The organism is Algoriphagus aquimarinus (genome assembly GCF_007997215.1).
Taxonomy (GTDB): domain Bacteria; phylum Bacteroidota; class Bacteroidia; order Cytophagales; family Cyclobacteriaceae; genus Algoriphagus; species Algoriphagus aquimarinus_A.
The window spans coordinates 1-26,127 of record NZ_VORW01000008.1 but is presented as its reverse complement, the minus strand read 5'-3'; the positions used below and the strand labels follow the sequence as shown (position 1 = coordinate 26,127).

Sequence of the window (26,127 nt, the reverse complement as noted above, 5' to 3'; positions counted from 1 at the left end):
AAACAACATTATGAAAAGTAAAATTTTTAAAATTTCCGGAACAGGACTGTTTAGCCTTTTGGCTCTTTCCTTCTTTTCAAATCCAGCTCTTAGTCAAGAACAACATGAGTCTGACTTCAAGAAAACGACAATTACCCGCGACTTCCTTTCCGAAGGAGTAGCGGTAGCTGACCTAAATAAGGATGGCCTGATGGATATAGTTGCTGGATATTTCTGGTTTGAAGCGCCTAATTGGACGCGACATGAAATCTCACCATCTCGGGTTTTTGACCCTAGAAAGGAATACAGTAATTCCTTCCTGAATCTTGGCATGGATGTCAATCTGGATGGCTGGGATGATGTAGTAATTGTAGATTATCCCGGAACTCCCGGCTATTGGTTTGAAAACCCAAAAACTGAAAGCAGCAGTTGGCAAAAGCATATCATTGCTGATTCAGTTGGGATTTCAATTGAATCGCCCGGATTCATTGATATAGACGGAGATGGACGACTGGATATACTTTGCGGAGATCCGGAAAAGAAGCAAATTATATGGCTTCAGGCTCCTACCAAACCCGGAGAAACCAAATGGAAGCGCTTTGCTCTTTCGGGAGAAAATGTACCGGGAACTGACCGCTACTCACATGGTCTTGGCTTTGGTGATATCAATGGTGACAAAATCAATGATGTAGTGATAGCTGAAGGCTGGTTTGAAGGTAAAGCCAATCAGAAATCTGGCGACTGGATTTTTCACCCTGTCCTAATCAGCGAACCTGCTTCGCACATGCAGATTCTAGATGTAAATGGGGATATGAAAAATGATGTGGTCAGTGCATCAGCGCATTCTCTTGGCGTATGGTGGCAGGAGCAATTAGATGATTCTACTTTCAAAACTCATCTAATCACAAATCTAACGGCACAAACTCATGCCACGGTAATGGCTGATCTGGATGGTGACGGAGATCAGGAAATGATTACAGGAAAAAGATACTTGGCGCATAATGGAAATGACGCCGGTGATGCTGATACTCCTTATTTGTTTTATATAGAATTCACACCCATGATAGGTCCCTTTTTCCGCGAGCATATCATAGACAATGACTCGGGCGCTGGGCTGAATATCACCGTAGAAGACATGAACAAGGACGGCAAACCTGACATCGTAATCGCAAATAAGAATGGCATTTTCCTCTTCGAAAATCAAATTAAAAAGTAAACTGTAAGGCAGAAGGCTGAACCTAAGTACCAAAGCTCTAGGGAAGAAAATCAAGTTAAATCTTGATTCTTATGACTTGATTCTTGCCTCTTGATTCCGCTACAGAGGAGGTGGATCAAATAATAGCCCAGGCCTAAAGGTGCGGAATGGAAATGAAAGAAGTCAGGAAATGGATTAGTGGGAGTTGATGTCAAATTTTAAAGTCCAAGAAATGGCATCTTTTAGTTTTTATCTTCCTATTTTTCGAATCAATTATCCATGCCTAAGAAGTATACGGTCCTTTCAAAATCCACGGACTGGTGGATGGGAACATGAGCTGGATGAGTGAGCAAAATGATAAAGCTGACAAAAATTCGTTTACTTGGAGCTGAAATACCAGAGGTACGTTAATAAAGGCTTTGCGATAGCTGCAGGGAGAAAAAAAGCTCCGGAATAGTTAAAGAATTCGTGTTGATGTGGGAAAATTAGCATCAACATGATTTGTTGAAGTAGGAAAGGACCTGAGCGTGAGTGAATCTGGAGGATGATATTTTCTTGACTATTCATTCCTATAAAAAAAAAATAATTCTATGAAGAGCAATAATTTTGGTAACACACTTTAAGGGAGAAACTTATACATATGTTTATAGATCAGCACTAAGTGTAAATTATTTTTCAATTAAGGATTAACCTCAATTACACATGCTTTTCAATTCACTTGACTTTGCTGTATTTTTACCAATAGTATTTGTATTATATTGGTTTGTTTTTAAAAAAAGCATCAGGTCACAAAACTTTCTAATTGTAATCGCGAGTTATTTTTTCTATGGCTGGTGGGATTGGAGGTTTTTGGCTTTAATAGCATTCAGCACATTAGTAGATTTTATAGTAGGGAAACAACTGGATAAAGCGGAAGATCGTCACCTACGTAAGAGTCTCTTGGTTTTGAGTATTTTAGTCAATATAGGACTGCTTGGGTTTTTTAAATACTACAATTTCTTTTTAGATAATTTTATTACAGCTTTTACATTTATGGGCATGCCTATAAAAGCTAATAGCCTGAATATTATATTACCGGTTGGAATTAGTTTTTACACTTTTCAAACCATGAGTTATTCTATAGATGTATATAGAAGGAAATTACGAGCTACGACAGACTTGGTAGCCTTTTCAGCATTCGTTAGTTTTTTCCCTCAGCTTGTAGCCGGTCCGATAGAGAGAGCATCTAATTTGCTTCCACAGTTTTTTGAAAGAAGAAAGTTTGATTATTTACAAGCAAAGGATGGCTTGCGACAAGTGCTATGGGGCTTATTCAAGAAATTAGTTATTGCAGACAACTGTGCAGAGTTTGCCAATACGATATTTAACAACTCCACTGAATATGGAGGTAGTACTTTAGTGCTGGGCGCAGTATTTTTCACTTTCCAGATTTACGGGGATTTTTCGGGTTATTCTGATATAGCAATTGGAACATCAAGATTATTTGGGTTCAATTTGATGCAGAATTTTGCCTTCCCTTATTTCTCAAGGGATATAGCAGAGTTTTGGCGCCGATGGCATATTTCACTTTCCACCTGGTTTAGAGATTATTTATACATCCCGTTGGGTGGCAGTAAAGGAAGTAAGGTGCAGCAGATAAGGAATATCTTCATCATTTTCCTTGTCAGTGGATTTTGGCACGGTGCAAATTGGACTTTTATAGTTTGGGGAGCTCTGAACGCCATTTATTTTATTCCATTGTTGTTGTTTGGTACCAACAGAAAAAATCTTGAGACTGTAGCAATGGACAAGAGACGTCCGAGTTTGAGGGAATTTTCTTCTATTCTAGGCACTTTTGCATTGACCGTGTTCTCATGGATATTTTTTAGGGCTGAGAGTATGAGTCATGCCATGAGCTACATATCCGGGATATTTACTGCACAGCTATTTCAGGTTCCTGACTTCTCGGTGTTCCCCGGAGCACTTACCATATTGATATTGATCTTCGGATTTCTTGTAGTGGAATGGAAGGGCAGATTTGGTCAATATGCCATTTCCAGGATGCAAGCAATGCCGAGCAAAGCCCACAGATGGTCCATTTATTTCCTGATCATCCTGATCATCGATATATTCGGGAATACCTCAGAAGAAATAGAGTTTATATATTTCAACTTTTGATATTATGATGATAAAACTGTTCCTCAAACAAGTTTCTATTTTCCTCTTATTATTAGTAGTGCTCAATTTCTTATTGTTCATTTTAATCCGTGCATTTTATATTAGAGATTATGATCAAGTTGATTTAGGGTATTCAGAATACCTTCTTGCGGACTCCCATGGCACTCCCCTAGGTGATTTCACTGAAATCCATGATGTACATAATTTCTCGGGTCAAAGCGATTCCTATCTTGATATGGAGCGTAAGTTGAGATTTCTGATACGACATACCACCGTAAACAAAATCTATATCAGTGTAGATGACCACACCCTATCCCCAACGAGAGAGGATCAAAATAACCTGGACAGATCTGCTTATTATAGTGATAGAGAGGATTATTCAAGTTATAAGGAATTCATACATGATAAGTACCTTAACTATTATTGTGTGTTTGTGAATGATAGGTATAGTTTAATAATAAAAAATTTCCTGCAGAATGAATTGTTTGATATCTCAAAGTGGGGAGGAAGTAGATCTAAGAATTCTTGGGAGGATATGTCCGCTTTGCAGCAAAAAGAAATAAGTACAGACCGTATAAATAATTACTTTGAATTTGCTTTGCCTTCAGTAGTAATGTCAAGTTCCTTGCTAAGGATTATAGCTATTTGTAAGGCAAACAATATAGAGTTAATTGGTTTGAGATTTCCATTGACCAAGACATATTTAGGTATTTTGGACAATGAAAGCTATAATGCAGATAGTATTTTGATAATCAACAATTTACATGTTATAGATTTTGATAGTCTATATATGGAACAAGACTATATGTTTAGAGACATGGATCATTTGGATAAAGAAGGTGGGGAGAAATTTACAGAGATATTATTCGACAGTCTGGAGGAAAAGAAGGTTAATTGATTGAAGAGAGAGGGGTTGGTTGGTGGTTGTTGGTTGGTGGTTGTTGGTTGGGGAGTTTTTAGTTGCTGAACATGTGCAACTTGTCAGACTGACACTTCGATTTCGAGACTCTCGTCTCTCAAATGCTCAGTGTGACAGGAGTCGAAGTCGGGAATTTAAAGTGAAGGAATGGATAATTTAAAATGGATGGAAGTTGGGAAGTGGGAAGTTGGTGGTTGGTGGTTCGCCACAGCGGACAGGTGGTGACCCCCGACCCCTAAAGGGGAGAATGGAGTTGGGTGGTTGGTAGTTGCGCCGCGGCGGGCAGGCGAGGGAAGGAAACGAATTCCTAATGGGAAATGGTCTGTGACACAGACCACGGTGGTTGAACAAGGAGCTGAAATCATCCCCTTTGCACTTTAGGCTTCAGTTATGAGGTAATTGATGAGATCGCCTAAGGTTTCAATTTTAACTTAGCAGTATGCTTAAAATTGACCGTCACCAAATAGTAATCTGTGAAGGAGATTATAGAAAGAGAACGAAGGTCTACCTGATGCTTCTCGAACATCTGGGGCATTCTTCTAAACAAATATTTATATACGAAACTATCAGTATCTACTCCAGTAGCACGATTCTTTAGTAACTCTCCAAGCTCCTCAAATACCGTAGACAAAAGCATACGCTCGATTTCTTCCATACCTACAGAAAATTATATGTTTAAAATTTCAATGTATGGATACATATATGATCACTTATTATTGAGGCAGAAATCAGGTTATAGACATTATTCTCAGCAGGTTTGGACTCCAGATATGTCTGCTTTACTTGGTCCTTTTATTTTTCAGTCAGCTTTTGCAAGATCTAAACGGACTCCATGCTTATAGTCGGTGCGTTATCAAACACAAGTGTTTTAAATCCATTTTCCTTCAACATACTTCTAATAGATTGTGCAAAAAACTGTGTATTAGTACTCCACAGATCACCTTCAGAATCTAATCTAATAGCGGTTACATTCCGGAGAAGCCCTGAATGAATCAACAAGATCAACCATTCAAAATCTCCAGCCTGAATCCCACCAATGTTGACCTTTTTATTTAAAAAGATAGCCCAAGATGCTGCAAATACCAGTTCATCAGAATAGATATTAGTAGAAGATGTAATAGGAATAAACTTATCCAGGGGATTTTTCCACAATTCTAAATGATCAAATTGGTGTCCATACTTATATATGAACAACTCAACCAATTCGCATAGGGAATTGTTCGCAGAATTGCTATTTGAAGGTTGATCCAGGGAATATTTATCGAAACAGAGTTCAAGATCAAATTTTTTACTCAAAACTGACATCAACCAATCATACCAGAGTGCACCTTGTGCTGTATTAAAATCTACATGACTTATACCTACTCTAATCGATTTGATTTTCTTTCTCTCTAACAATGAAATCTCCATCTGAACTTCCTCTTTCTTTCCTACAGGGAACCATAGGACTTTATCCTGACAGTAATTTGAAGTCATAGAAGAATGAAGTTTAATAAACTAAATTTTCATCAAGCTTATTATAAGTAATCAAAACACTTACCAATGATGGTAATCATGCTTTAAGTCCATGTAAGCAAAAAAAGACAATTAGTACTGTTTATATAACAGACAAACTTTCCCCAGACCGAGGAGAACAAGGACGCAGAGGTGGCAACCCCCGACCCCTTCCCGATAGTTATCGCGGAGGGGAGAATTTAAAATGGAGGAATTGGGAATTTAAAATGAAAAGAATTGAAAATTTAAAATGAAGGTCCCGCAAACTATCAGGATAAAATGAGGGAATGGAGAATTTAAAATGAGAGGAAGTTGGGAGGTTTGGAAACGGATCTGACTCCCCCTTAGAGTAGGAGCTTTGAATGGAAGAAAATTGATTTCAAAGGGGGCTAGGGGGATTTTAAACGATCTGAAATTTAAAATGAACCAATTTGGAATTTAAAATGAAAAGAATTGAAAATTTAAAATGAAGGAATTGGGAATTTAAAATGAGAGGAGATTATTAGTTGTTGGTTGTTGGTTGTTGGTTGGTTCCGCAACGGCGCAGAGGTGGTGACCCCCGACCCCTAAAGGGGAGAATGGAGTTGAGTGCTGGAGCGAAGAATTTAAAATGAGGGAATGGAGAATTTAAAATGAGAGGAAATTATGTTGGGTTCTATAGGCTCGATCGCCTTTAGATCCCAGTTCTACTAAATTTAGTAATACAGAATTGCTACCTTAAACTCTGATTATTAAAGCCAACAGCATTTCTGCAGATAATATAGGAGCCGAATTATATAAGATTGGCTTCAGAGCAAACCAATGGAAGATTGTGTCAATCAGGCTATGAAGTGCGGCACATGGAAGCTCTCTAACAAGGTTGACGTAAGGGCTATGGAAGCCAGAAATTGAATAGTAGAGTTTGTTAGGCGTTAAAATAAAAAGAAGAAGTCTTAAATTATAGTTACTTATGGAGAAGCAATTTGATGCCATTGTAATTGGATCAGGTATATCAGGAGGCTGGGCAGCCAAAGAGCTTTGTGAGCAGGGTTTAAAAACCTTGGTTTTGGAAAGAGGCAGAGACGTAAAGCACCTGAAGGATTACCCCACCATGACCAAGGCCCCATGGGATTTTGAGCATAGGGGCCGCATGCCTAAAGAGTTTTATCTAGAAAACCCATTAATTACAAAGGCGGCTGGGTTTGGAGAAGATACCGCTCATTTCTTTGTAAAGGATGCTGATCACCCATACGTGCAAGAGCGCCCATTTGACTGGATTCGGGGCTATCAGGTGGGTGGTAAGTCCCTGATTTGGGGGCGGGCCTGTCAGCGCTGGAGTGATTATGAGTTCAAAGCTCCTAAAAAGTACGGCTATGGCATAGAATGGCCTATTGGCTATGATGACATTGCTCCCTGGTACTCCCATGTTGAAAAATTTATTGGAGTTTGCGGTAATAATGACGGTATAGAAGCCATGCCTGATGGTGAATTTTTACCCCCATATGAGCTTAATTGTGTGGAGGAACACATGCAGGATACGCTCAAAGAAAACTTTCCTGGAAGACATTTGGTACAGGGACGATGGGCTCAGGTAAGCGAACCCAAGCAGATCCATTTGGATCAGGGAAGAGGCAAGTGCCAATGTAGAAATTTGTGTATGCGGGGTTGCCCATTTGGAGGTTATTTCAGTTCTAACACCTCTACCTTGCCTTGGGCTGAAAAAACGGGAAACCTTACTTTGAGGCCATTTTCTGTGGTGCATTCTATCATCTATGATGAAGCCTCCGGCAAAGCTTCCGGAGTTAAGATAATAGATACAAATACCAAGGAGGAGATGATCTATAATGCCAGAATTATATTCGTAAATGCTTCAGCGCTTAATTCCAGCTTGATTTTACTCAATTCCAAGTCAGCCCGTTTTCCTAATGGGTTGGGCAACGATAATGACCTATTAGGAAGATATGTGAGCTTTCATAACTATAGAGCAGGTGCTGGTGGTAAGATTGATGGTTTTGAGGACAGCTATTTCTATGGAAAAAACCCTACAGAATGTATCATCGCTAACTATCGCAATTTGAAGGAGCAGGATACCGACTTCGTTGGTGGGTATACAATTTTCACGGGAGCGTATAGAAACAGAACAGAACAAGTGCCCGATAATGAAGCTCAACTTGGAGCCGACTTTAAGCACAAACTGAGTAAACCTGGTGATTGGCGCATTTATATGTACATGCAAGGTGAAACCATACCCAAAGCCTCCAATAGAGTCTATTTAAGTCCTGATAAAACTGATGATTGGGGTATACCTCTGCTGGTGACGGATGTAGGTTATGATGACAATGATGAAAAAATGGTCAAGGACTTTCTAAAGGAAAGCCGAAAAATGCTTGAGAAAATGGGTTGTACAGATCTTACCTCCTATGATAATAAACAAGCACCCGGGCTGGATATTCATGAAATGGGCGGAGCAAGAATGGGCAATGACCCCAAGACTTCGCTTTTGAATGAATTTAATCAGCTACATGCCTGTAAGAATGTATTTGTCACTGATGGAGCTTGTATGAGCAGTACCGGTAATCAGAGTCCTTCTATTTTATATATGTCACTTACTGCCCGTGCGGCAACTTATGCGGTGGAGCAATTTAAAAGTGGCGAATTATAATCAATTAAAATTTAGCTATGGATAAGAAAGTTGGAGTAGGATTAATCGGTTCACAGTTTATATCAAGCATACATGCAGATGCTTTAAGTAAGGTAAAAGATGCGGAAGTTTTGGCAGTGATGTCACCATCAGCTGGACATGCCAGGAGTTTTGCAGAAAAGTTTAACATTCCAAATCACTTTACCGATTTGGATCAAATGTTGGCAATGCCAGGTATAGATATGGTGGTGATCGGAGCGCCTAACTATTTGCACTGTGAAATCACATTGAAGATTGCCAAAGCTGGTAAACATGTGGTGGTGGAGAAGCCATTTTGCATGAATTTGAAAGAAGCTGATTTAATGATTGAAGCTTGTAAGAAAGCCGATGTCAAACTCATGTATGCTGAGGAGTTGTGTTTTACGCCTAAGTACGTACGTATGAAGGGGTTGCTCGACCAGGGAGCTTTAGGCAAACCTGTACTTTTCAAGCAGTCAGAGAAACATGATGGGCCACATGCCGATCACTTTTGGGATGTAGAACTGTCGGGAGGTGGGGTGACCATGGACATGGGCTGTCATGCCATACAATTCTTTCGTTGGCTGCATCCGGGCAAGGCCATCAAATCTGTGTATGCTCAAATGATGACGAGCGTACATAAAGATAAAACCAAGGGAGACGATAACTCCATTGTGATCCTGGAATTTGAAGATGAGGTAGTAGCTGTGATGGAGGAAAGCTGGACCAAACTGGGCGGCATGGATGATAAAGCAGAGATACATGGGTCAGAAGGAGTAGCCTATGCTGATGTGCTTCAGGGTAACTCCATTCAAACTTACAGTAATAAGGGAGTTGATTATGCTGTAGAAAAAGCGGGAAACACCATCGGGTGGAGCTATACTATGTATGAAGAAAGTTGGAACTACGGTTTCCCTCAGGAGTTTGAACATTTTGTGGATTGCGTTAAAAATGACAAGCAACCCTTAGTGACAGGAGAAGATGGCAGGGCTGTTTTAGAAGTAATTTTTGCAGCCTATGAATCCGCAGGCACTGGAAAAAAGGTGATGTTACCTTTCAAATCTGATGTAGATAAGCCGTATAAACTATGGAAAGAGCGTATAAATTAATATGATTATACGGATCCTATAGCTATAGTATGATGCCAGTAGCCATAGTTTCTTTGCATGTTAGGATTGAAGACCGGTGACCGGTGACCGAAGTGGCCTAAATGCTAATTTTAACCAGTTCCTTACTGGTAACAAAGCGGATATACATAAAATTAATAATAGTACTATGGAAAGAAGAGAAGCTTTAAAACTTACAGCTAGCCTACTAGGAGGTAGTGTCATTGGCTCTCCGTTATTTTTATCGGGCTGTTCTACTCCCAAGGAGAGTTCAACCTTGCTGTGGGACACTGATTTGCCCTTACTAGATGAAATAGGTGAAACCATTCTTCCTGACACTGAACAGTCCCCGGGTGCCAAGGCAGGGCACATAGGTGAGTTTATGAAAGCAATGGTCAATGACTGTTATGATCAGGAGGAAGCAGAGATTTTCATAAAAGGCCTGAAAACAATTGATAAGGAAGCTGACACTGCTTATGGTAAAGGGTTTCTTGATCTTTCAGAACCGCAAAGACTAGCATTATTATCCAAGTTTGATAGAGATGCTAAGAAAAATCAACTGGGCAATAAACCTCATTTCTTTACCATGATGAAAGAGTTAAGCATATGGGGGTATTTTACTTCAGAGCCAGGAGCCACAAAGGCACTTCGTTATAACCCTATTCCGGGCAGGTTTGAAGGTTGTATACCTTATAATGGCGAAAATGCCTGGGCATAATAAAGGGACAAAGCTTTGAGGGTTTCGAACAAATGAGTAGCATTTCCTCTACTATGGTTCTGGTGGGAATTGCTGAGAAAAAAGGCGGAGGAGGGATATAAAATCAATGATTCGTTATAAAGTCGGGCCATTTGAAAAACATTAATCTCAATTAACTACAAAAGCAACATAGTGGATTGTGGATAAATGTTAACAAACAGCTGGAAACAAGCATGTTTAAAAAAGCCCGAACCTCGAGCTTGCACAAATAGGTCGTTGAATACTAATTGGCTTTATCGAATACGGTAGTCCAGAAACGCTCTTCCCCAAGGGAGTCTGATTTTGCTTTGGCCTGAACAGAAATAGACTTGCCATCATTGCTCAACTTCCAAACCTCTGTTACATAAACAATCATTTGTTCATGAGAATTTACTTTATAAGGACTGGCAATCATCAGGTGTACAGTTGAGTTAACAGTCATAGTTTGTCCATCAGCTGACCACTTTACGCTAAATTTTTTTCCTCTTTCCGGACCATGATTAATTTGGCTTTCTTTTCCATCGAAGGTTAGTGTTTCCTTGCCTGCAACTGGCGCTGTACCAGGAAAAGAGCTTGATATTTCTATATTTAGAGCATTTTCCTGCTGTGATATTTTCATAAAATTAGCCAGCATACGATCACCTGAATCGAAGCTGCAAACAATATTTCCGCCCATACTTATAGACTCTTTGGATTTCCATACACCGGAAAAGTCAGCGCGTTGCGTGTCATTTTTTTGTTGAGCATGTACGGCAAAATAGATTACTCCTGTTAACAGGATAATCAGGCAGGACAAAACTTTTCTTTTATTTTTCATGTGTTTATAATTTGATTTTCAATTGTCACATGGATTCTCGCAAAGCTGATAATCATGCCAGTGTGTGGAGTTTTTCTTCATGCTCGATTTCATATTCTAAAAGTTCATTTAGTGATTTTACTTAGACAAAGTGAGGGTTTTTCCATCATAACTATAACGTTCAGATCTAATCCAAATACTTCCATCATCGGCCACTAACAATCCAAAAGGCATACTACGTCCTTCATATTTTGTCTTTATTACTGTTACATCTGGCTTATTATCAGACAATGTATGTTCATCATACCGGAAAATGGGGCCACCTATACTAGTCAGGACGTTTCCCTTCTTATCATTGATTATAACACCAGCACCTATCTGATCAATTTGGGTAAAGGCACTGCCACCCGCCCTGAGCGAAGCCGAAGGGTCATAGCGCCAAAGAGCATCGGCACCGAACCAGATATTGTCATTTTTGTCTTTGATTATAGCCCATACATTCTTAAAAGTTTTGCCGTCTTTATCGGTAAGAGTAGTAAATGTTTTTCCATCATAAATGGTCATATCTCCCCTTGTGCCAAACCACATTTTTCCTGTTTTGTCTTGAACTATAGCATGAACATCATTATTGGTCAATCCTTCCGAGGTTGTAAAATTTTGAAACGATTTCCCACCTATCCTGAGCGGAACCGAAGGGTCGAAACGGCTCACTCCACCTTCGGTTCCAAGCCAAATAATACCATCTTTATCTTCATAAATAGGCCTTACCGAATTATGTGCAAGCCCATCCTGGGTTGTGAAATTCTGAAAGGTTTTTCCATCGTAATAATAAGCACCTGAGCCATAGGTACCGAACCAAAAATTTCCTTTGCTATCTTCCAAAATAGAAAAAATGAAAACTGAGATCAGTTTACCTGTGATATTAATAAACGATTTGCCATCGTATCGGTAAACGCCATCACTAGCTGCAAACCAAATGTTTCCTTTTCTGTCTTGCTTGATATCCCAAACGTATGTAGTAATTGAGTCTTTGATTTCGGGCTTGATAACTATAGGGCTAATAATTTCTTTTGTTTCCTTCGTTTGGTTTTGTTCACAGGAGGTAAGAAAAACTAACATCAAGAATAAAGCGTTGACTGAAAAGTATTTTATCATTTTATCGTTTTTATTACATTACAATTGTTTCATTCAACGAATCTACTTTGATATCCTCCGTCCGAAGAATCCTGATTGTAAAGAAGAATGTAAACTTTGTAAATAAACTATTGACACGATGGATCTCATACAAAAGCTCCTCTCCGAAAAACACAACTACTTGTATGGATCAGTACTGGTTATCTTTATCTCGTTGATCTGCGTGGGATTCAGCATGGTAGGCAGTGATGACTTTGATCTTGCCAGGCAGGAAGTTTTACTTCGCAGAATTGGGCATGAGATACTTTTACAGTCAGGCGACAGTACATCACGGGTGCTTCCGGTAAAAAAGATAGCCGAAAATGAATATCAGGTCAGTTTTGAGAATGAGCTTAGTTTTCAGCCCGACTCCCTCGTAAATACTATACAACGTTTGTTAGCCGAAGGTCCGTTTGCACGTGATTATGTTGTGAACGTAGTTAACTGTACCGATGCCAGTGTAGTTTATGGATATGCAATATCAAAAAACAAGAAAGATGACATTATAGCCTGCCTAGGAAGAAGGCAACCTATAGGATGTTACACGGTCAACATTCAATTTAATCCAGCGGGCATCTCCTTGGCAAAAAATGTGTACTTATTTGGATCTCTTCTGGCAATAGTATTTGTTGGTTTTGTTTTTTTGAGATCTGTCAAGCCGGGGAGGTCCTCACACTACAGTCGGAATACTAGTTTGTTCACTTGGGGATCCATGTCATTCGATGCAGAGACTCGCAAGCTCATGATAAATGGAAAGACCATCGAACTGACCAGAACTGAAACCCGTGTATTGCAAATTTTCGCGTTGTTTCCTAACGAGGTTATAGAGCGGAGTCGGCTACAAAAAGAGATCTGGGAGGACGATGGTGTAATTGTAGGCCGCAGTCTTGATATGTTTATATCAAAACTCAGAAAAAAAATGGAAGTTGATCCGAACATCAACATTGTAGTTATACGAGGCAAAGGCTATAAGCTTGAAATCAGCTCCTGAGAAGATCTTCCCTCTCCAAACTGATGTTCACGAAGGTTAATTGGGCGTGAGAGTTGTTGGTTGTCGGATGTTGGTTAATGGTTGGTGGTTTGGGAGAATTTAAAATGAGGGAATTAGGAATTTAAAATGAAAGTCCCGATAGCTATCAGGATAAAATGTGAGAATTGGAAATTTAAAATGAGAGGAAGTTGAATTTGGAAGACAGTCTGGAGACTGCAATATCAACAGCATAACTCTGGAGAATTGCTCTAGATGAGCCCTTTATTTCTCTGGCACTTTTGGTTTCGGCCAAAAGTACCCAAAAACCATCGTCAAAATAATGCTTCCCCGCGCAAGGCCGGACGCTGGCCCGCTATTTTGACAGCCCTCCGCGCCGGACATAAGGAGGATTGGAATAAAAACATTGGAAATGATAAATTGTGAAAAAGGATGAAGACCGACTACTGTGGAGGGGGGTATAATTTAAAATGAAGGTATTTAAAATCCCGAATGTTGAATGAAGAAGAGTTTTTAGCACCCTGAAACAGTTAATTACAAAGAAGGCCAGTCGAAATTCGACCAGCCTTCTTACCTGTATTAAATTCTACGCAAATTCTTTATTCTAAGGTAGGATCAAATGTCCCGCCCCAACCTACATTTTGCTCCATTTGTTTGTTTCTGTCCAAAACGGCTTTCTGTATAGGGAAGAAATAGTAATTTTCTGGCAATACGCTACTTTGAACACCAGACCTTGGAACCTGTAACACTTGATATTTGAAGTTTTTCTCTGTAAGTGAATAGCTAGAGGCTAATTGTCTTCCAACACTTAAAGAAATTTCTGTTCCATTTTCGTCAATTGCAATTGCTTCCACCCCATGCTTAGTCTGTCCATCCAACCTATCAAGCATTCTCAATCGGCGTAAATCCCAGAACCTATGACCTTCAAAAGCAAATTCTATATTTCTTTCAGCTAAGATTGCTTCTCTCATAGACTCACGCGTAGTGGCCACAATTCCATAGTTACCATCGACTCCAGGAAGTATTCCGGCTCTCTCTCTGATTTCCTTTAGAATATTCTTGGCGGTTGTCATATCGCCAGTTTCATTGGAAGTCTCAGCATAGTTCAGCATGACCTCTGCAAAACGCATCAATACATAATCCACATCATATTGCTGAACTTCTGGTTGAGTCAAATCCAACATACTATTCTTCAGTATAAAGAAACCTGTATATCTATCCAGATTAGTAGAATTGATACCTGCGTTCGGATTAACACCAAAGTCGTCCAGCTCATGCGCTATTCCAAGTGAGGTATATTGCCTTTTTCCGGATTTGCCTGAAACTTCATACACTTTTCCATTCCATACAATGGATTGGTCGAACCTAGGATCTCTGTTTTTCCAGTAATTCTGCAGAAACTCGGCATCAGTCATATAATATTGTCCAGTGGGGTCATTGTATAATTTCCCATCCAGCATGGGGAATTCTTTGATATACTCCCAAGTAGGGCAAGCTGAAGCAGGGCCTCTACTCTCAGAACCTGGGCGTACTCCAAAGTCCCAATTGGCAGACTTATTAGGATAGCTGTTAATGACAGAAAACACCGTTTCTCTGTTTCCTTCATCTAAAGCAATGTCCGAATACATATCTTCCAACCCATAACCGAGTGCAGATAGAGACTCATAAGCTGCTTTGTTGGCTGTCTGGGCTTCTGTCCAGTAGCTATTCTCCCAAGGATTGGAGGGGTTGAACTGTGGGGACGCTTTATAAAGCAGTACTTTAGCTTTGAATGCCAGGGCAAAACTAGCATCGACTTTTCCGTAATCTCCAGAACCTGAAGATATACTTTCAGGTAGCAAACTAATAGCCTGATCTAGGTCCTCAATAAGAAAATCGAAGCATTCGGCAGTTGTATTTCTTGCAACGAACAAATCATCTTCATATCGATCCTGAGGCACTTTCACATAAGGTACTCCCCCATGATACATCACCATGTTGAAGTAGGTAAATGCACGCATAAACAAGGCTTGGCCAGTAATATTATCCTTCAATTCCTGATCGAGTCCGCCTCCATTTACATCCACAATGGCCTGATTAATAAGCCGAATTCTGTTATAATTCCAATCCTTATAATCTCCGTTGGAGATAGTGATCCGATCTGCATACCAGGTAATACCGGCAATTTGCTGACTGGTTCTATCCGCCCCGGTATCCCAATTCCCAAACATACCATAAAGGTTTGCCATGTAAGCATTCGCAAGGTTTTCATCACCCCACACAAGTTCAGGACTGTAATGGTTGATATCCTCAATTTCAAGAATGTCATTACAGCCAAAGGAGAACACAATAAATCCGAGTATATATAGTAATCTTTTCATTATAGTTTCTTTAAAATTTAACATCAAGACCAAGTGTGAAGGATTTCATCAAAGGGAAAGAATCGTAGTTCTTTTGCTCTGGGTCTTGGAATTCTTTTACTTCTGAGATAGCAAAGAGATTAGTGCCATTAAAGAAGAGTTTAGCACTGGCGATCTTAAAGTTCGAGAGTACTTTAGTTGGGACATTGTAGCCAATATTTAGATTTTTAAGTCTTAAATAGGCTCCATTCTTGATCCAGAAGGAAGTGGAGCCAGTTCCTGATTCATACCAGTTTTTACCAACTGGGCGAGGGTATTTGGCATTTGGACTATCTGGGGTCCACACATCATCCGCCCATATAGGGTAATATGGCCTAATTGAACCTCCATGTTGTCTCATACCCGCACCTTCTTGGTTGCTGATTATACGATCATACACTCCTACTCCTTGGAAATGGGTAATAATTGAGAAATTATTCCAGTCTAGGTTAAAACCAAAGCCATAATTCAACCTTGGAGTAGCATTGTTAGAAAGTAGTTGGAAGTCATTTCCATCAATTTTCCCATCTGGACCTGGAGTATAACCGTCTCCACGTACGTCTTCAAAATATAATCCACCCAAGTACGGATCTCTTCCGTATTGTTTTAAGCCAGATTCCAAAAGCGTATTAAGTTGCTCTTGCGTTCTGATAATTCCGAGGGAACGAAGTCCAAATATTCTACCACTAGGTTGACCAATCTGCGATTCCATTTCGCGGTTGCCTCCAGCTAGGTAGATAGGATCTTGATCCAGTTTATCCCATTGATCTCGCGCATAGCCCAAGTTGCCATAAAGAGAATACTTCACTTTACCGCCAGCAGATTGATCTCTCCATAGGAGTGAAAGTTCTCCACCCTTCCAGGATCTTTCCGCATAATTTTCAGGTGCTAGAGACTGACCATAGTTATCAGGAAGTGTAACTAATCTCGAACCAAGAATATCAACTTCTTGCTTGTAGAACACATCCATGGTTCCAGAAAGTCTGGTATCTATCAGTTCAAAATCCAAACCTACATTGTAGGTGGTGGAAGTAGCCCAAGTCAGATTGGGGTTAGGTGTAGCTCCCGGAACAATACTGGTGTAAAGTTCATCTCCGAAAATGTAGCTACCACCGTTGCTATAGGTATTGACATAGGAGAAAGGACTGATTCTGTTATTGTAAACATCCAAGTCATTTCCCGTGGTACCGTAGGACATTCTCAATTTGAGGTCGTCCAACCAGCTAGAGGTGCCAGCCATAAAATCTTCACTAGCTATTCTCCAGGCAGCAGACACTGAAGGGAAGAAGCCCCAGCGGTTACCCTTTGGAAACAGCGTATTGCCATCGTATCTAAAGGAGAATTCAGCGATATACTTTTCGTCAAAATTATAATTGGCTCTACCAATCAGAGATTGTCTAGCTCCTACGTTTTCCCATCCACTTCCGTATCTGCGTTCAGAATCCTGAGAATAAACAAAGTCCTGATCGTAATTGGTAACAGGGTCTTCTGCTTTGGAATAAGCTCCATACGCACCATTTTCAGCCTGCTCATAGACAAGCATAGCATTGATGCCATGCTTATTGAAGGTCTTTACATAATTTAAAAACCAATCAAACTGGTAACTCCAACCAGTCTCCAAATCATAGCTTAAAAACTCCTGGTTCTGGCTAAAATTAAAAATATTGAAATTATCAGGATCCGGAGCAGCAGGAATAAATCTATTTCCATCTGGATCAGCCTGCGTAAACACATAATTTTTCTGGTAAGTCAGGTACTTCTTTCTCATGTAATCTGTGGCTAGGTAGCTACCGACGACCTTGGTAGAAAGTCCATCTATCATATCACTCAAATCTATATTCAGAGATAGAATAGAATTGACTTGACGTTTTCTGGTTTTGATGTAGCGATCCCCTACTATCTGGTCAATTACACTCCATGCCTGCCAGCTTCCCATTGGAGTCTGAAGAGGGAATTCAGTGACATGATCTGCAGGAGTTCCGTCTGCCTCAGTATAATAAGGATAGACTTTTGGCCAGTTGAAACTCACTCTATACAAATCCGATACATCGTAATCGTCATCCCCTGAGAACGGCCAGTAAAAGCGATCATGGTTTTGCTGAGTAGCGGCTATATTGAGATCAAGCGTGATTCTGTTTGTGATTTTTGCAGACACATTACTACGAAGGTTAAACTTGCCGTGGTCTACACTTTTGTATGCTCCTTGTTCGCCAAGAAAGCTTAACATAGAATAGTAAGTGACTTTTTCATTCCCTCCATTAACACTCAACACATAGTTTTGACTGTTTGGATTTTGCCAAATAAAATCATTCACGTTATAGCTGGTATTCTCAAAATAGGCAAATTCCTCAGGACCATTTGGAGGAGCGGTTCCTAAAAATTCAGCAACTCTATTTTGGTAAATCAGTTCATCTGTTGCAGTAGTTTTATCAGAAAGCAATTCCTGCGTAGGTCTAAACGTAGAGTATGAGGTTTGAAAACCTATAGTCATTTTCTGTTCTACCCCTTTTTTGGTTGTAACCAATACCACTCCATTACCAGCCCTAGAGCCGTAGATAGAAGCGGAAGCAGCATCCTTAAGGAAACTCAAGTTGTCAACCTCGTTAGAGTTAAGCGCATCAAATGCACTTTTATCGCGTACTATACCATCGATGACGTATAAAGGGTCACCAAAGCTCCCTCGTATTCTGATGGATGAAGAAGCTCCAGATAAGCCGGATGTTCCAGTAACATTCACACCAGGTGCTCTACCTGCAAGCGTATTGGATAAATTGGTAGCTGGAATTTCATTGATATCCCCTGTCTTCACAGAAGTAATTGCTCCGGTGAGATTTACTTTTTTCTGAGTACCATAACCTACAATAACAATTTCGTCCAGCGAGCGGGTATCTTCCTCAAGGGTGACATTGATGATACTTTGACTTCCGATTTCAATGTTTTGGTTGACATAACCAATGAAAGAAAAAACGAGAGTAGATCCTGCGGGTGCATCAATTGAGTAATTCCCATCTACATCGGTAACGGTACCTGTGTTAGTTCCCATGACGGAGATAGTTACACCAGGCATAGGTAGTTGATTTTCATCCACCACAGTACCTTTCACGAGTACCCCTTTCTCCAGTGCTGTTTCAGCTGAGGAAGATTTCTTAATTCCTACGTGAATGGTATTATTGACCTGTTTAAACTTAAGATTAGATTCTTTTGAAATCTCATGCAAAAGGCTTTCAATGGAGATCTGTTCACCAATATTTGCATTGGTAAACACAGCGTCCTTGAGGTCCTGCTTTCTAAAAGAAAACAGGAAGTCCGTTTCCCTTTCGATTTTCTTGAATACTTCTTCAATAGGCATTTGTTTTTGCTCTATAGAAACAAAAACTTCTTCCATTTTAGTCTGGCCACTGCTCTCACTAGCCAATAAAGTGCTTAAAAATAAGCACTGAAGGACCATTCCGAGAAAGGCGTATTTTCCCATGGTTACAATTTTTTTCAGTAACTTTGCTTTCATAATAATTCTGTTTATGGATAATATTCTGTTGTCTGTAATCAATCAGATCATTGGTCATCGCTGCACGGCAAAATCCAGCTTTGATTGATGGTCTTTTTGTTTTTTCGGCTACTTCTATCTGTTCATAGGCAGTGTTTTTAGTGAATAATTATTGTATCGTTTTTGATTTCATATTCGAAGTCATAGGTAAAGGAAAGCCCTATCAGTATTTCTTCGAGCGTCTGATCGTCAAATCTTCCTGAGTAATCTTTGTGTGCTTTGAAAGAACTTTTCAGTTGGAAGTTGACGCCATACCAATCCTCCAATTTTTTTAGGACCTCAATAAATGTTGCATTCTGAAATACAATCACATTGTCCTTCCATGCAAAAGCATTGTCGTAATCCACTTTGATTCTTTCGAATGATCCTTGTACTCCATTAAAACTAGCAGCATCCATTGGGTCTAGGTAGAGGTCGTCAGCTTCTTCAAGGTCTGATTCTGAACTCATAGAGACTTTAACTTTTCCGGTCAGAACGGCAACCTGACTGACTTGAGTGGCAGCATCTTCTAGTATAGCGAAAGAAGTACCAAGCACACTTGTAATTAAGTCCCTGGAGTGCACTATGAAAGGTTTGTTTTCATCCCGATGTACGTCGAAAAATGCCTGTCCTTCCATGTATACTTCTCTGGTGTTCCCTTCAAAATGTTTCGGGAAACGGATTGTAGTATTTGAATTCAACTGAATAATAGATCCATCATTTAGTTTAAGTGTCAACTTCTCCCCTGATTGAGTCTGTTTTGTCAGGTACTCGATCTGATTTTCCTTATCTAAAGTCAGTAATTCCTCATGTCGCCTGTTTGAAAACAGCCAAACCGCAGATGCCATAACAGTGAGTAAAAAGGACATTGCTATCCCCAATTTCCATCGTTTAAGGAGCGTATTTTTAGTCCTTTTTTTACTAGGGATATTTCTTACATTATTCTCCTTGGCGGAAAGTGATTCATTTTCTTCCAGCTCTATTCTGTCATGGATTTTATCTAATACTGACTGACTATTGATGTACACTTGCTTATTGGTAGGTTCGAATTTTTCAAACTTCTCCTGTAAATCCTTTGCACCTTCCTCTGAATTAATCCAGATCAACACCTGATGTACCTCTTCGGGAGAGCATTTTCCGTCAAAGAATTTCCTAATTAATTCTGGGTCCATTGATTTCATTTATAGTAATACTGGAAAAAGGCATGTACCCCCCAAGCGAGTTGAAAAAATAAATCTTGTGCAAGTTGCCCAAACTGATTTACACAATAAAATAGTAATGGAATTACCTATTCCGTAAAATTTTTACTTTAGGTTTTATATATTTAAGAAATATTCCTTATTCTCAACTAGCCACAGTTTTTAGACAATTCCAATATTAATGAGTCAGCATTTAAAGGAGCTTGTATGTAGGTTAAAAGAGGGGGACAAAATGGCCTTTGATGAATTGTATGGCCTTTTTCATAAGAAGATTTATCTATTCTGCCTTAACTACGGTCTTTCTCAAATGGATGCAGAGGAGATCACTCAGGAGGTTTTTGTGAAGTTGTGGCTATACCGAAACACCCTTGATTCTGAAAAAAGCATCAACTCCTATTTATACAAAATCGGAAAGAATGTGATCATTGATGAATTCAAGAAGAAGATTAAAACTCAAGCAACCCAAGAGTATCAGATGAGTTTGATCATGCCGAGCAATAATGTAGAGGAGAGTATGGATTACCTAGATTTGAAAAACCTGGTAGAAGAGACACTGATGTACCTTCCAGAACGAAGGCGAGAGGTTTTTGAACTTTCCAGAATTAAGGGATTATCTCATAAAGAAATTGCCGAAGAGTTGGGTATCTCCACCAAGACTGTAGAGAACCACCTTAATCTCGCCTTACATAACTTCAGAGCTGCACTTCAGAAAACGAATGTTCTTTGCTATGCACTTGTATCCTATTTTATTTTTTAAGGAAGCAGGTTTGTAGCTCCGATACTGAAGAGAGCGGTTGTTAGTTGTTGGTTATTGGGTGCTATTAATTTAACATGAGATGAATTTAAAATTTAAAATGGTTGGAATTGAAGAGTCGGGAAGTTGGAAACGGATCTGACTCCCCCTTGGAGTAGGAGTTTTGAATGTTGAATATCTGAATGATGAATGATGAAGTTGGAGGCAGTCGGTAGACTGCAATATCAAAAGCACAAATCTGTCTGAGGCAGGCAGGTCGGAAGACTGGAATAAAAACAGTGGAAATAATAAATTATAAACAGTTTTGAATATCGAATACTGTGGATTTGTTAGAATTTAAAATGAGAAATAGAAATATACGATTAACTCTTTGACTGTTTATACAGCGTAGAAATTATATCCTCTAATAAAAAATGGGAGATCAGCTTTTTTAACCAATTCACCAAGCTGGAGTTTTACCATTAGTTAAACTGTGGAGACACCTTAGGATTTTTTGTCAATGTGCCCATGGCAACTTTCTGCTCATATATCCAGATCTCCTTTTTAATGCGCGGCATCTGGCTTTTCATTTTATGAGTCAAATCTTCTATCTGCACTGTAAGCTTATCTTTTTTGGTCCCCATACAACAAAGATAATAAATTTTAAATTTTTCGAAACCAAGCTTAAATTGAAAATACAGGGATTTTACATGGATACGGTAATATCATTGACCTGAAAGGCCAAAATAACATAGAGATGGGTGTCCACGATAGCAATCGGGAGTTATTGGTTGTTGGTTATTGGTTAATGGTTGGTTTGGGAGAATTTAAAATGAGGGAATTAGGAATTTAAAATGAAGGTCCATATAGATATCGGGTTAAAATGAGGAGCTGGAGATTAGGAAGCCTGCCATAGGTAGGCACTATGGGTAGCTACGCCACGGCGGACAGGCAAGGGATGGAAACGAGATGTCGGATCCGTCCAGCTTCTGGAGAAGCAGGACAACGGAATATGGTTGTTGGTTGTTTGGGAGAATTTAAAATGAGGGAATTAGGAATTTAAAATGAAGGTCCCAATAGCTATCAGGATAAAATGAGGGAATTGAGAATTTAAAATGAAAGAAATTGAAAATTTAAAATGAGTAATTGGAAGTTTAAAATATATGAAAATAGAGAGGTGTGAGAATCACCCTGAAGGGGTGAAACCATTAATAGCCATGGGTGAAACCCATGGTCAAAAAAGTTAAAGTAGCCATTTCCCTCGGCCCTAGATCATCATGGGAAACGGATAATTCTGCCGAGGAATGGAAACGAATCCATATGGAAAAATGGTCTGTGAGACACAGACCACGGTGTGGATTAATAGGGCGAATGATTATTCGCCCCTACATGGATACGGTTTTCACATTGGCCTGAAAGGTCAGAATAGCCTAGCGATGGGTGCAGCCCATCGCTGAATTTGATAGTACCGATTTCTAGCCCTGTAATGCCTGTCCGCTGTGGCGGAGGCGTAATACAAAATCAATTTGAACCGTGACCATTGGCAGAAACGGTGGCAAGGAATGTATGAATCAAAAACCTTCGATGATCCTTGGATTTCGAGAATCTCGTCTCTCAAATGCTCAGGCTGACACCCAAAATGTTAATTGGGCGAATGTTTATTCGCCCCTACATGGATACGGTGTTCACATTGGCCTAAGAGGTCAGAATGGGTTAGAATCACAAAAAAACCGGAGAGGAATCCCCTCCGGTTTAATATTATCAATAGATTCTAGTTAATGCATCAACAACTTCTCAAATGCTCCGTCGTCGACGGTTAATTGAGAGATCGTTACCAAGACAGTTCCGGCTGTCACGGCATATCCAGCGTAGGCGAGCAATACAGCAGGCACCAATCCTGGTGCTGTCAGTACTGCGGTACCAATAGCTGCGATGATCAATCCGGCCTTTTTCACTTTCTGGAAAAACGGCGGTGTAGGGGCTAATGCCCGGTCTTTTATTTCGGTTAGTATGTTCATTTTTAGTTGTTAGTTGCTTGTTGTTTGTTGTTTGTTACGCCACGGCGGACAGATGTTGGATGTCCGGTGTTGGATGTCGGATGTCCGGTTTCGGGTTCAACAAACTGATTTCAATCCCATTTGAGAGTTCGGTTGCGGGAAGTGGACTTGGTATTCCTTTGTAGGATAGCCTTCATCAGTATTTGTTCTGCTTCCAGTCGGATAAACGATTCTTTCATTCGGGAAAGCTCGGTATTCATCTGTCTGGAATCCTGAATCAGGAGTTTCAGAAAATAGGCGATGACAGAAAGGAGGAGCGCAATTACTCCTCCCGCCAAACTCAGCAATAGCTCTGCTCCAGACATGATTCCAGGAGATAAGGAATTCGCTCTGATACTATCTGCAACTCAACTATTTCTCCCCTCTCCCATTCCCGCTCCAGCCTTTCCATCAGCTTGAGAAATGCGAGTTTGGTGAATAGTGGAGTACCATCGGCTCGATAGCTGGTCACAGGATAGATGGAATTGGATTCCAACTTTCCCTCTCTTTGGTAGGTGGAGATTTTGCCTCTATCGCCAATCCCTATCTCCCAGCCTCTTTCCTCGGAATGAATAGCTACCAGTTCATAGACTCCTTCATCCAGACATGCTATATCTTTTCCAAAGCAAGCCTTGGGAGGCTCCCGGGTAAAGCAGATCTGGTTTTGACCAAGAAGTAATCTCCCAAGGGTAAGAGTTGCTCTGTACTTACGGTGAAGTACCAGTCTCATCTTAGACTTGCTCTACTCCAGTGATCTTGGCAGCATTGTGCGCTCCATTGTTGATGGAGTACTCGCTGCCATTGACCATCTGAACAAACTCCACACTCAGCACAAAGGCTCGGTGTGTACCTGGCAGCAATGCTTTGTCTACTGAAAGACTAATTGCCAGAACCGGATCTATCACTGGAAGCAAGCCTGAAACACTGGTCTGCACTGCTCTACCACCAGTTGTGAAATCCAGCCCTACTCCAGTGGCTGTAATTCTCAGGTGGGTTGCACCCTTAGGCAAGGCTATATAATCCTGCGGGACAAATGCCGGGATAGCCGCAGCCCATTCCGTAAGGGTATCGGTGTACGTAATCTCCAAAAAGAGCGTACTTCCCAGAGAACTTGCAGCATTCAGCTCCATGTCTTTCAGCAAAGTCCAGTCTCCTGCTCTCACCATGCGTTCACCACGATTATTGATCAGATCTGACTGAAGGACTTTCATCATTACCTGGGTTACTCTCAGGTTCAGTCTGCTGTCTCCGATCTTGGCGATCACTGGACGAAGTGCATCCCGGAATAGTTTGGCCGAGGTAGCATTGTCGGCAAACTCCTTGAGGTTCTCCCGGGTACGTGCAAAGCGGGCATCGTTCATGATGCGGCTCTTGCTTACGCCTCCTTTTTCACGGGCCAAATACCCGTCTTTGGTCTTGTAGAAAGACAGTCTTCCTACTTTTCCATTTAGTGTAATTACTCCTGCTTGTTTTGCCATATGTATATGGGTTTTAAGTGTAACATGCAGGAAAATTCTATTTTATTATATTGACTATCAATGGAATATGCGGTCTGTTCGCAAGCTTCGCAAAAAGGTGGATTTTGATTTATTTAACGCAGCCTTCTCATATCTTGCCAAGACAAATAGAATCTGAAAACTCACGAACACAGCCATCCTGGGCGTAAAAGGCAGCGTAAACAAACACCTGTCCAAGTTCAGGTTCACTCCATGGTAGGTCCAACACCTGAACACCTGCTTTTCTATAATTTCCTTTATATAGCGTATACACTCGCTTTGATCCAGGTGCGTAAGCAATAACAAACAAACTATCCTCATTTCTTCCTGAACCCTGCCAGGCATTGGGTTGCCATGTGATTCTTATAGAGGTACCTTCCCTTTCTGCCAATCCCTCTTCCAAACCCACCAGCCATCCTTTGGATACTTTGACACGTTCCGGATAAAGCACGGGAGCATTTTCCTCAGGGAGAATGGCATTTTTAATCAGCCAGCTCAGTGTCCTATTGGTTCCGGATTCAAAACTTGAACCCTTTTTTTTCATCGTAAAATTCAATGCTTCCCTAAGCGGAGTCACGAATTTCTGGCCTACACTGAAAGCCTTTTGCTGGTAAAGCTGCCTTTCACTGGCAGGTTTCTTTCTGGGCCCTGGCTTTTGTCTGACCACTGTTTTTCCGTTCAACTGGTAAAACACCAGATTGCCCATGGATCCGTTTATTGTCCCCAATAGGCTGCTATGTATTATCCCCATTATTTTTGATTTTCAAAGTGAACAACTGATTAACTTATAGATATTTTGGAAGTGAATTCGCAGTAATTCCCTCTTTGTATATATCACCCCACTTCTTTTACGCTACACTCGCTCTACTCTCAGTCCAAAGGGAAATAGGAGGACGAAAATAGGAAGGAGACTGGGAGGAACCCCGAATGATTAGTTACTGGGGATTTACTGCGGCATGGGCAGCACTAAGTTTTATCATTACCTAGGCTGCTTTTTCTAGTACAGATAGTCGGTGATATCGCCAGGTGGTATTCCGGAGAAATCTGAAAATTCTTGTATAGTGACATATTGATGAGGTTTCTTGTTATGGAAAACTCTGATTTTCTGAAGCAGCAACTGTCCGTAGCGCTCGCTTCTTCCCGTGATGTTCTGTACATCTTTAGGATAAACTATGCATCTTTTCTTTGGCATGATTTGAAGATGTTTATAGCGGGTGAAGAAATCCATTTCTGTGTTTGATACTTTCCTCCATTCCGCCGATGGACAATAACTTATGTTCCCAAATCTTACATGCTTAGGTGAATGATCAAACTCTTTGTGGAATTTGTGGATTCTGTGGATTCTGTGGACTTGCTTTGAATACAGTACTCCCGCGCTTAGCGTAGAACTGCTAAAATTCTCGTCTGCTATTGTGGCAGTTAAAGTGTTCTGCTTTCATCCATAACAGTAAGCAGTTTGACCCAAATTTTAACAAAACCTTGTCATTTGTCCCCATAAGTTACTTAGCTAGGACACAAGTCGCATTTTCTAGCTAAAAACAGATGGACTTTCTATTTAGAACCCCCTTACTCACTTTTGAC

23 protein-coding genes are annotated in these 26,127 nt (G+C 40.3%); 9 read left to right on the top strand and 14 right to left on the bottom strand.

All coding sequences use genetic code 11. The annotated features are described in order from the left end of the window. Window positions 1–10 precede the first annotated feature (10 nt). The 3 genes from ESV85_RS12850 to ESV85_RS12840 all read left to right on the top strand — a co-directional run bounded on the left by ESV85_RS12850 (window position 11) and on the right by ESV85_RS12840 (window position 4,229). The gene (locus ESV85_RS12850) at window positions 11–1,195 is read left to right on the top strand and encodes an FG-GAP repeat domain-containing protein (RefSeq protein ID WP_146918215.1); all 1,185 of its coding nucleotides are present in this window, start codon (window positions 11–13) and stop codon (window positions 1,193–1,195) included. A gap of 681 nt (window positions 1,196–1,876) precedes the next feature. Next, complete coding sequence (locus ESV85_RS12845; protein WP_146918213.1) at window positions 1,877–3,331, top strand: MBOAT family O-acyltransferase; 1,455 nt, start codon at window positions 1,877–1,879, stop codon at window positions 3,329–3,331. A 4-nt stretch (window positions 3,332–3,335) separates the two neighbouring features. Further along, complete coding sequence (locus ESV85_RS12840) at window positions 3,336–4,229, top strand: hypothetical protein (protein ID WP_223275993.1); 894 nt, start codon at window positions 3,336–3,338, stop codon at window positions 4,227–4,229. Between the two features lie 433 nt (window positions 4,230–4,662). Here the strand turns inward: ESV85_RS12840 and ESV85_RS12835 are convergent, their stop codons facing one another. Further along, window positions 4,663–4,905: a hypothetical protein gene (locus ESV85_RS12835; RefSeq protein ID WP_146918212.1), complete on the bottom strand. Its 243-nt coding sequence runs from the start codon at window positions 4,903–4,905 to the stop codon at window positions 4,663–4,665. A 164-nt stretch (window positions 4,906–5,069) separates the two neighbouring features. After that, a complete protein-coding gene (locus ESV85_RS12830) occupies window positions 5,070–5,726 on the bottom strand; it encodes a hypothetical protein (RefSeq protein ID WP_146918210.1) in 657 nt (218 codons plus the stop codon). Between the two features lie 967 nt (window positions 5,727–6,693). On the opposite strand from ESV85_RS12830, the gene ESV85_RS12825 reads away from it, so the two are divergent. The 3 genes from ESV85_RS12825 (at window position 6,694) to ESV85_RS12815 (ending at window position 10,206) form a co-directional block, all read left to right on the top strand. Continuing rightward, window positions 6,694–8,385, top strand: coding sequence for a GMC oxidoreductase (locus ESV85_RS12825; RefSeq protein ID WP_146918208.1), 1,692 nt, complete (start codon window positions 6,694–6,696; stop codon window positions 8,383–8,385). A 17-nt stretch (window positions 8,386–8,402) separates the two neighbouring features. Next, window positions 8,403–9,491 (top strand): Gfo/Idh/MocA family protein, encoded by a 1,089-nt coding sequence (locus tag ESV85_RS12820; RefSeq protein ID WP_146918206.1) that lies wholly within the window; start codon window positions 8,403–8,405, stop codon window positions 9,489–9,491. A gap of 166 nt (window positions 9,492–9,657) precedes the next feature. Continuing rightward, complete coding sequence (locus ESV85_RS12815; RefSeq protein WP_146918204.1) at window positions 9,658–10,206, top strand: gluconate 2-dehydrogenase subunit 3 family protein; 549 nt, start codon at window positions 9,658–9,660, stop codon at window positions 10,204–10,206. Between the two features lie 262 nt (window positions 10,207–10,468). Here ESV85_RS12815 and ESV85_RS12810 read toward each other — a convergent pair whose 3' ends face one another. Then, window positions 10,469–11,041, bottom strand: a complete 573-nt coding sequence (locus tag ESV85_RS12810) for a hypothetical protein (RefSeq protein WP_146918202.1) — start codon at window positions 11,039–11,041, stop codon at window positions 10,469–10,471. A 117-nt stretch (window positions 11,042–11,158) separates the two neighbouring features. Beyond that, on the bottom strand, window positions 11,159–12,175 hold the full coding sequence (locus tag ESV85_RS12805; RefSeq protein ID WP_146918200.1) for a two-component regulator propeller domain-containing protein: 1,017 nt from the start codon (window positions 12,173–12,175) through the stop codon (window positions 11,159–11,161). 118 nt (window positions 12,176–12,293) lie between these two features. Between ESV85_RS12805 and ESV85_RS12800 the strand changes: the two genes are divergently transcribed. Further along, window positions 12,294–13,184 (top strand): winged helix-turn-helix domain-containing protein, encoded by an 891-nt coding sequence (locus ESV85_RS12800; RefSeq protein WP_146918198.1) that lies wholly within the window; start codon window positions 12,294–12,296, stop codon window positions 13,182–13,184. A gap of 596 nt (window positions 13,185–13,780) precedes the next feature. Here the strand turns inward: ESV85_RS12800 and ESV85_RS12795 are convergent. The 3 genes from ESV85_RS12795 to ESV85_RS12785 form a co-directional block, all read right to left on the bottom strand. Next, window positions 13,781–15,541 (bottom strand): RagB/SusD family nutrient uptake outer membrane protein, encoded by a 1,761-nt coding sequence (locus ESV85_RS12795; RefSeq protein WP_146918196.1) that lies wholly within the window; start codon window positions 15,539–15,541, stop codon window positions 13,781–13,783. A 10-nt stretch (window positions 15,542–15,551) separates the two neighbouring features. Beyond that, window positions 15,552–19,064, bottom strand: a complete 3,513-nt coding sequence (locus tag ESV85_RS12790) for a SusC/RagA family TonB-linked outer membrane protein (protein WP_146918194.1) — start codon at window positions 19,062–19,064, stop codon at window positions 15,552–15,554. Window positions 19,065–19,201: 137 nt separating this feature from the next. After that, entirely contained in the window at window positions 19,202–20,254 is a 1,053-nt protein-coding gene (locus tag ESV85_RS12785; protein WP_191322008.1) for a FecR family protein, read from the bottom strand. Window positions 20,255–20,462: 208 nt separating this feature from the next. Here ESV85_RS12785 and ESV85_RS12780 point away from each other — a divergent pair, with 208 nt between their 5' ends. Continuing rightward, window positions 20,463–21,038, top strand: coding sequence for an RNA polymerase sigma factor (locus tag ESV85_RS12780; RefSeq protein ID WP_146918191.1), 576 nt, complete (start codon window positions 20,463–20,465; stop codon window positions 21,036–21,038). Between the two features lie 458 nt (window positions 21,039–21,496). On the opposite strand, the gene ESV85_RS22315 is transcribed toward ESV85_RS12780, so the two are convergent. Beyond that, on the bottom strand, window positions 21,497–21,658 hold the full coding sequence (locus ESV85_RS22315) for a hypothetical protein (protein ID WP_191322007.1): 162 nt from the start codon (window positions 21,656–21,658) through the stop codon (window positions 21,497–21,499). A gap of 586 nt (window positions 21,659–22,244) precedes the next feature. Between ESV85_RS22315 and ESV85_RS12775 the strand changes: the two genes are divergently transcribed. Next, on the top strand, window positions 22,245–22,430 hold the full coding sequence (locus ESV85_RS12775) for a hypothetical protein (protein ID WP_146918189.1): 186 nt from the start codon (window positions 22,245–22,247) through the stop codon (window positions 22,428–22,430). A gap of 359 nt (window positions 22,431–22,789) precedes the next feature. Here ESV85_RS12775 and ESV85_RS12770 read toward each other — a convergent pair whose 3' ends face one another. The 6 genes from ESV85_RS12770 to ESV85_RS12745 all read right to left on the bottom strand — a co-directional run bounded on the left by ESV85_RS12770 (window position 22,790) and on the right by ESV85_RS12745 (window position 25,738). Further along, window positions 22,790–23,032: a hypothetical protein gene (locus ESV85_RS12770; protein WP_146918187.1), complete on the bottom strand. Its 243-nt coding sequence runs from the start codon at window positions 23,030–23,032 to the stop codon at window positions 22,790–22,792. A gap of 110 nt (window positions 23,033–23,142) precedes the next feature. Next, entirely contained in the window at window positions 23,143–23,376 is a 234-nt protein-coding gene (locus tag ESV85_RS12765) for a hypothetical protein (protein WP_146918185.1), read from the bottom strand. Continuing rightward, window positions 23,352–23,780 (bottom strand): hypothetical protein, encoded by a 429-nt coding sequence (locus ESV85_RS12760; RefSeq protein WP_146918183.1) that lies wholly within the window; start codon window positions 23,778–23,780, stop codon window positions 23,352–23,354. Before ESV85_RS12760 ends, ESV85_RS12765 begins: the two co-directional genes overlap by 25 nt. A gap of 1 nt (window position 23,781) precedes the next feature. Then, entirely contained in the window at window positions 23,782–24,528 is a 747-nt protein-coding gene (locus ESV85_RS12755; protein WP_146918181.1) for a hypothetical protein, read from the bottom strand. A gap of 127 nt (window positions 24,529–24,655) precedes the next feature. Further along, window positions 24,656–25,297: a DUF6266 family protein gene (locus ESV85_RS12750; protein WP_146918179.1), complete on the bottom strand. Its 642-nt coding sequence runs from the start codon at window positions 25,295–25,297 to the stop codon at window positions 24,656–24,658. Window positions 25,298–25,543: 246 nt separating this feature from the next. Continuing rightward, window positions 25,544–25,738: a hypothetical protein gene (locus tag ESV85_RS12745; RefSeq protein ID WP_146918177.1), complete on the bottom strand. Its 195-nt coding sequence runs from the start codon at window positions 25,736–25,738 to the stop codon at window positions 25,544–25,546. Window positions 25,739–26,127 lie beyond the last annotated feature (389 nt).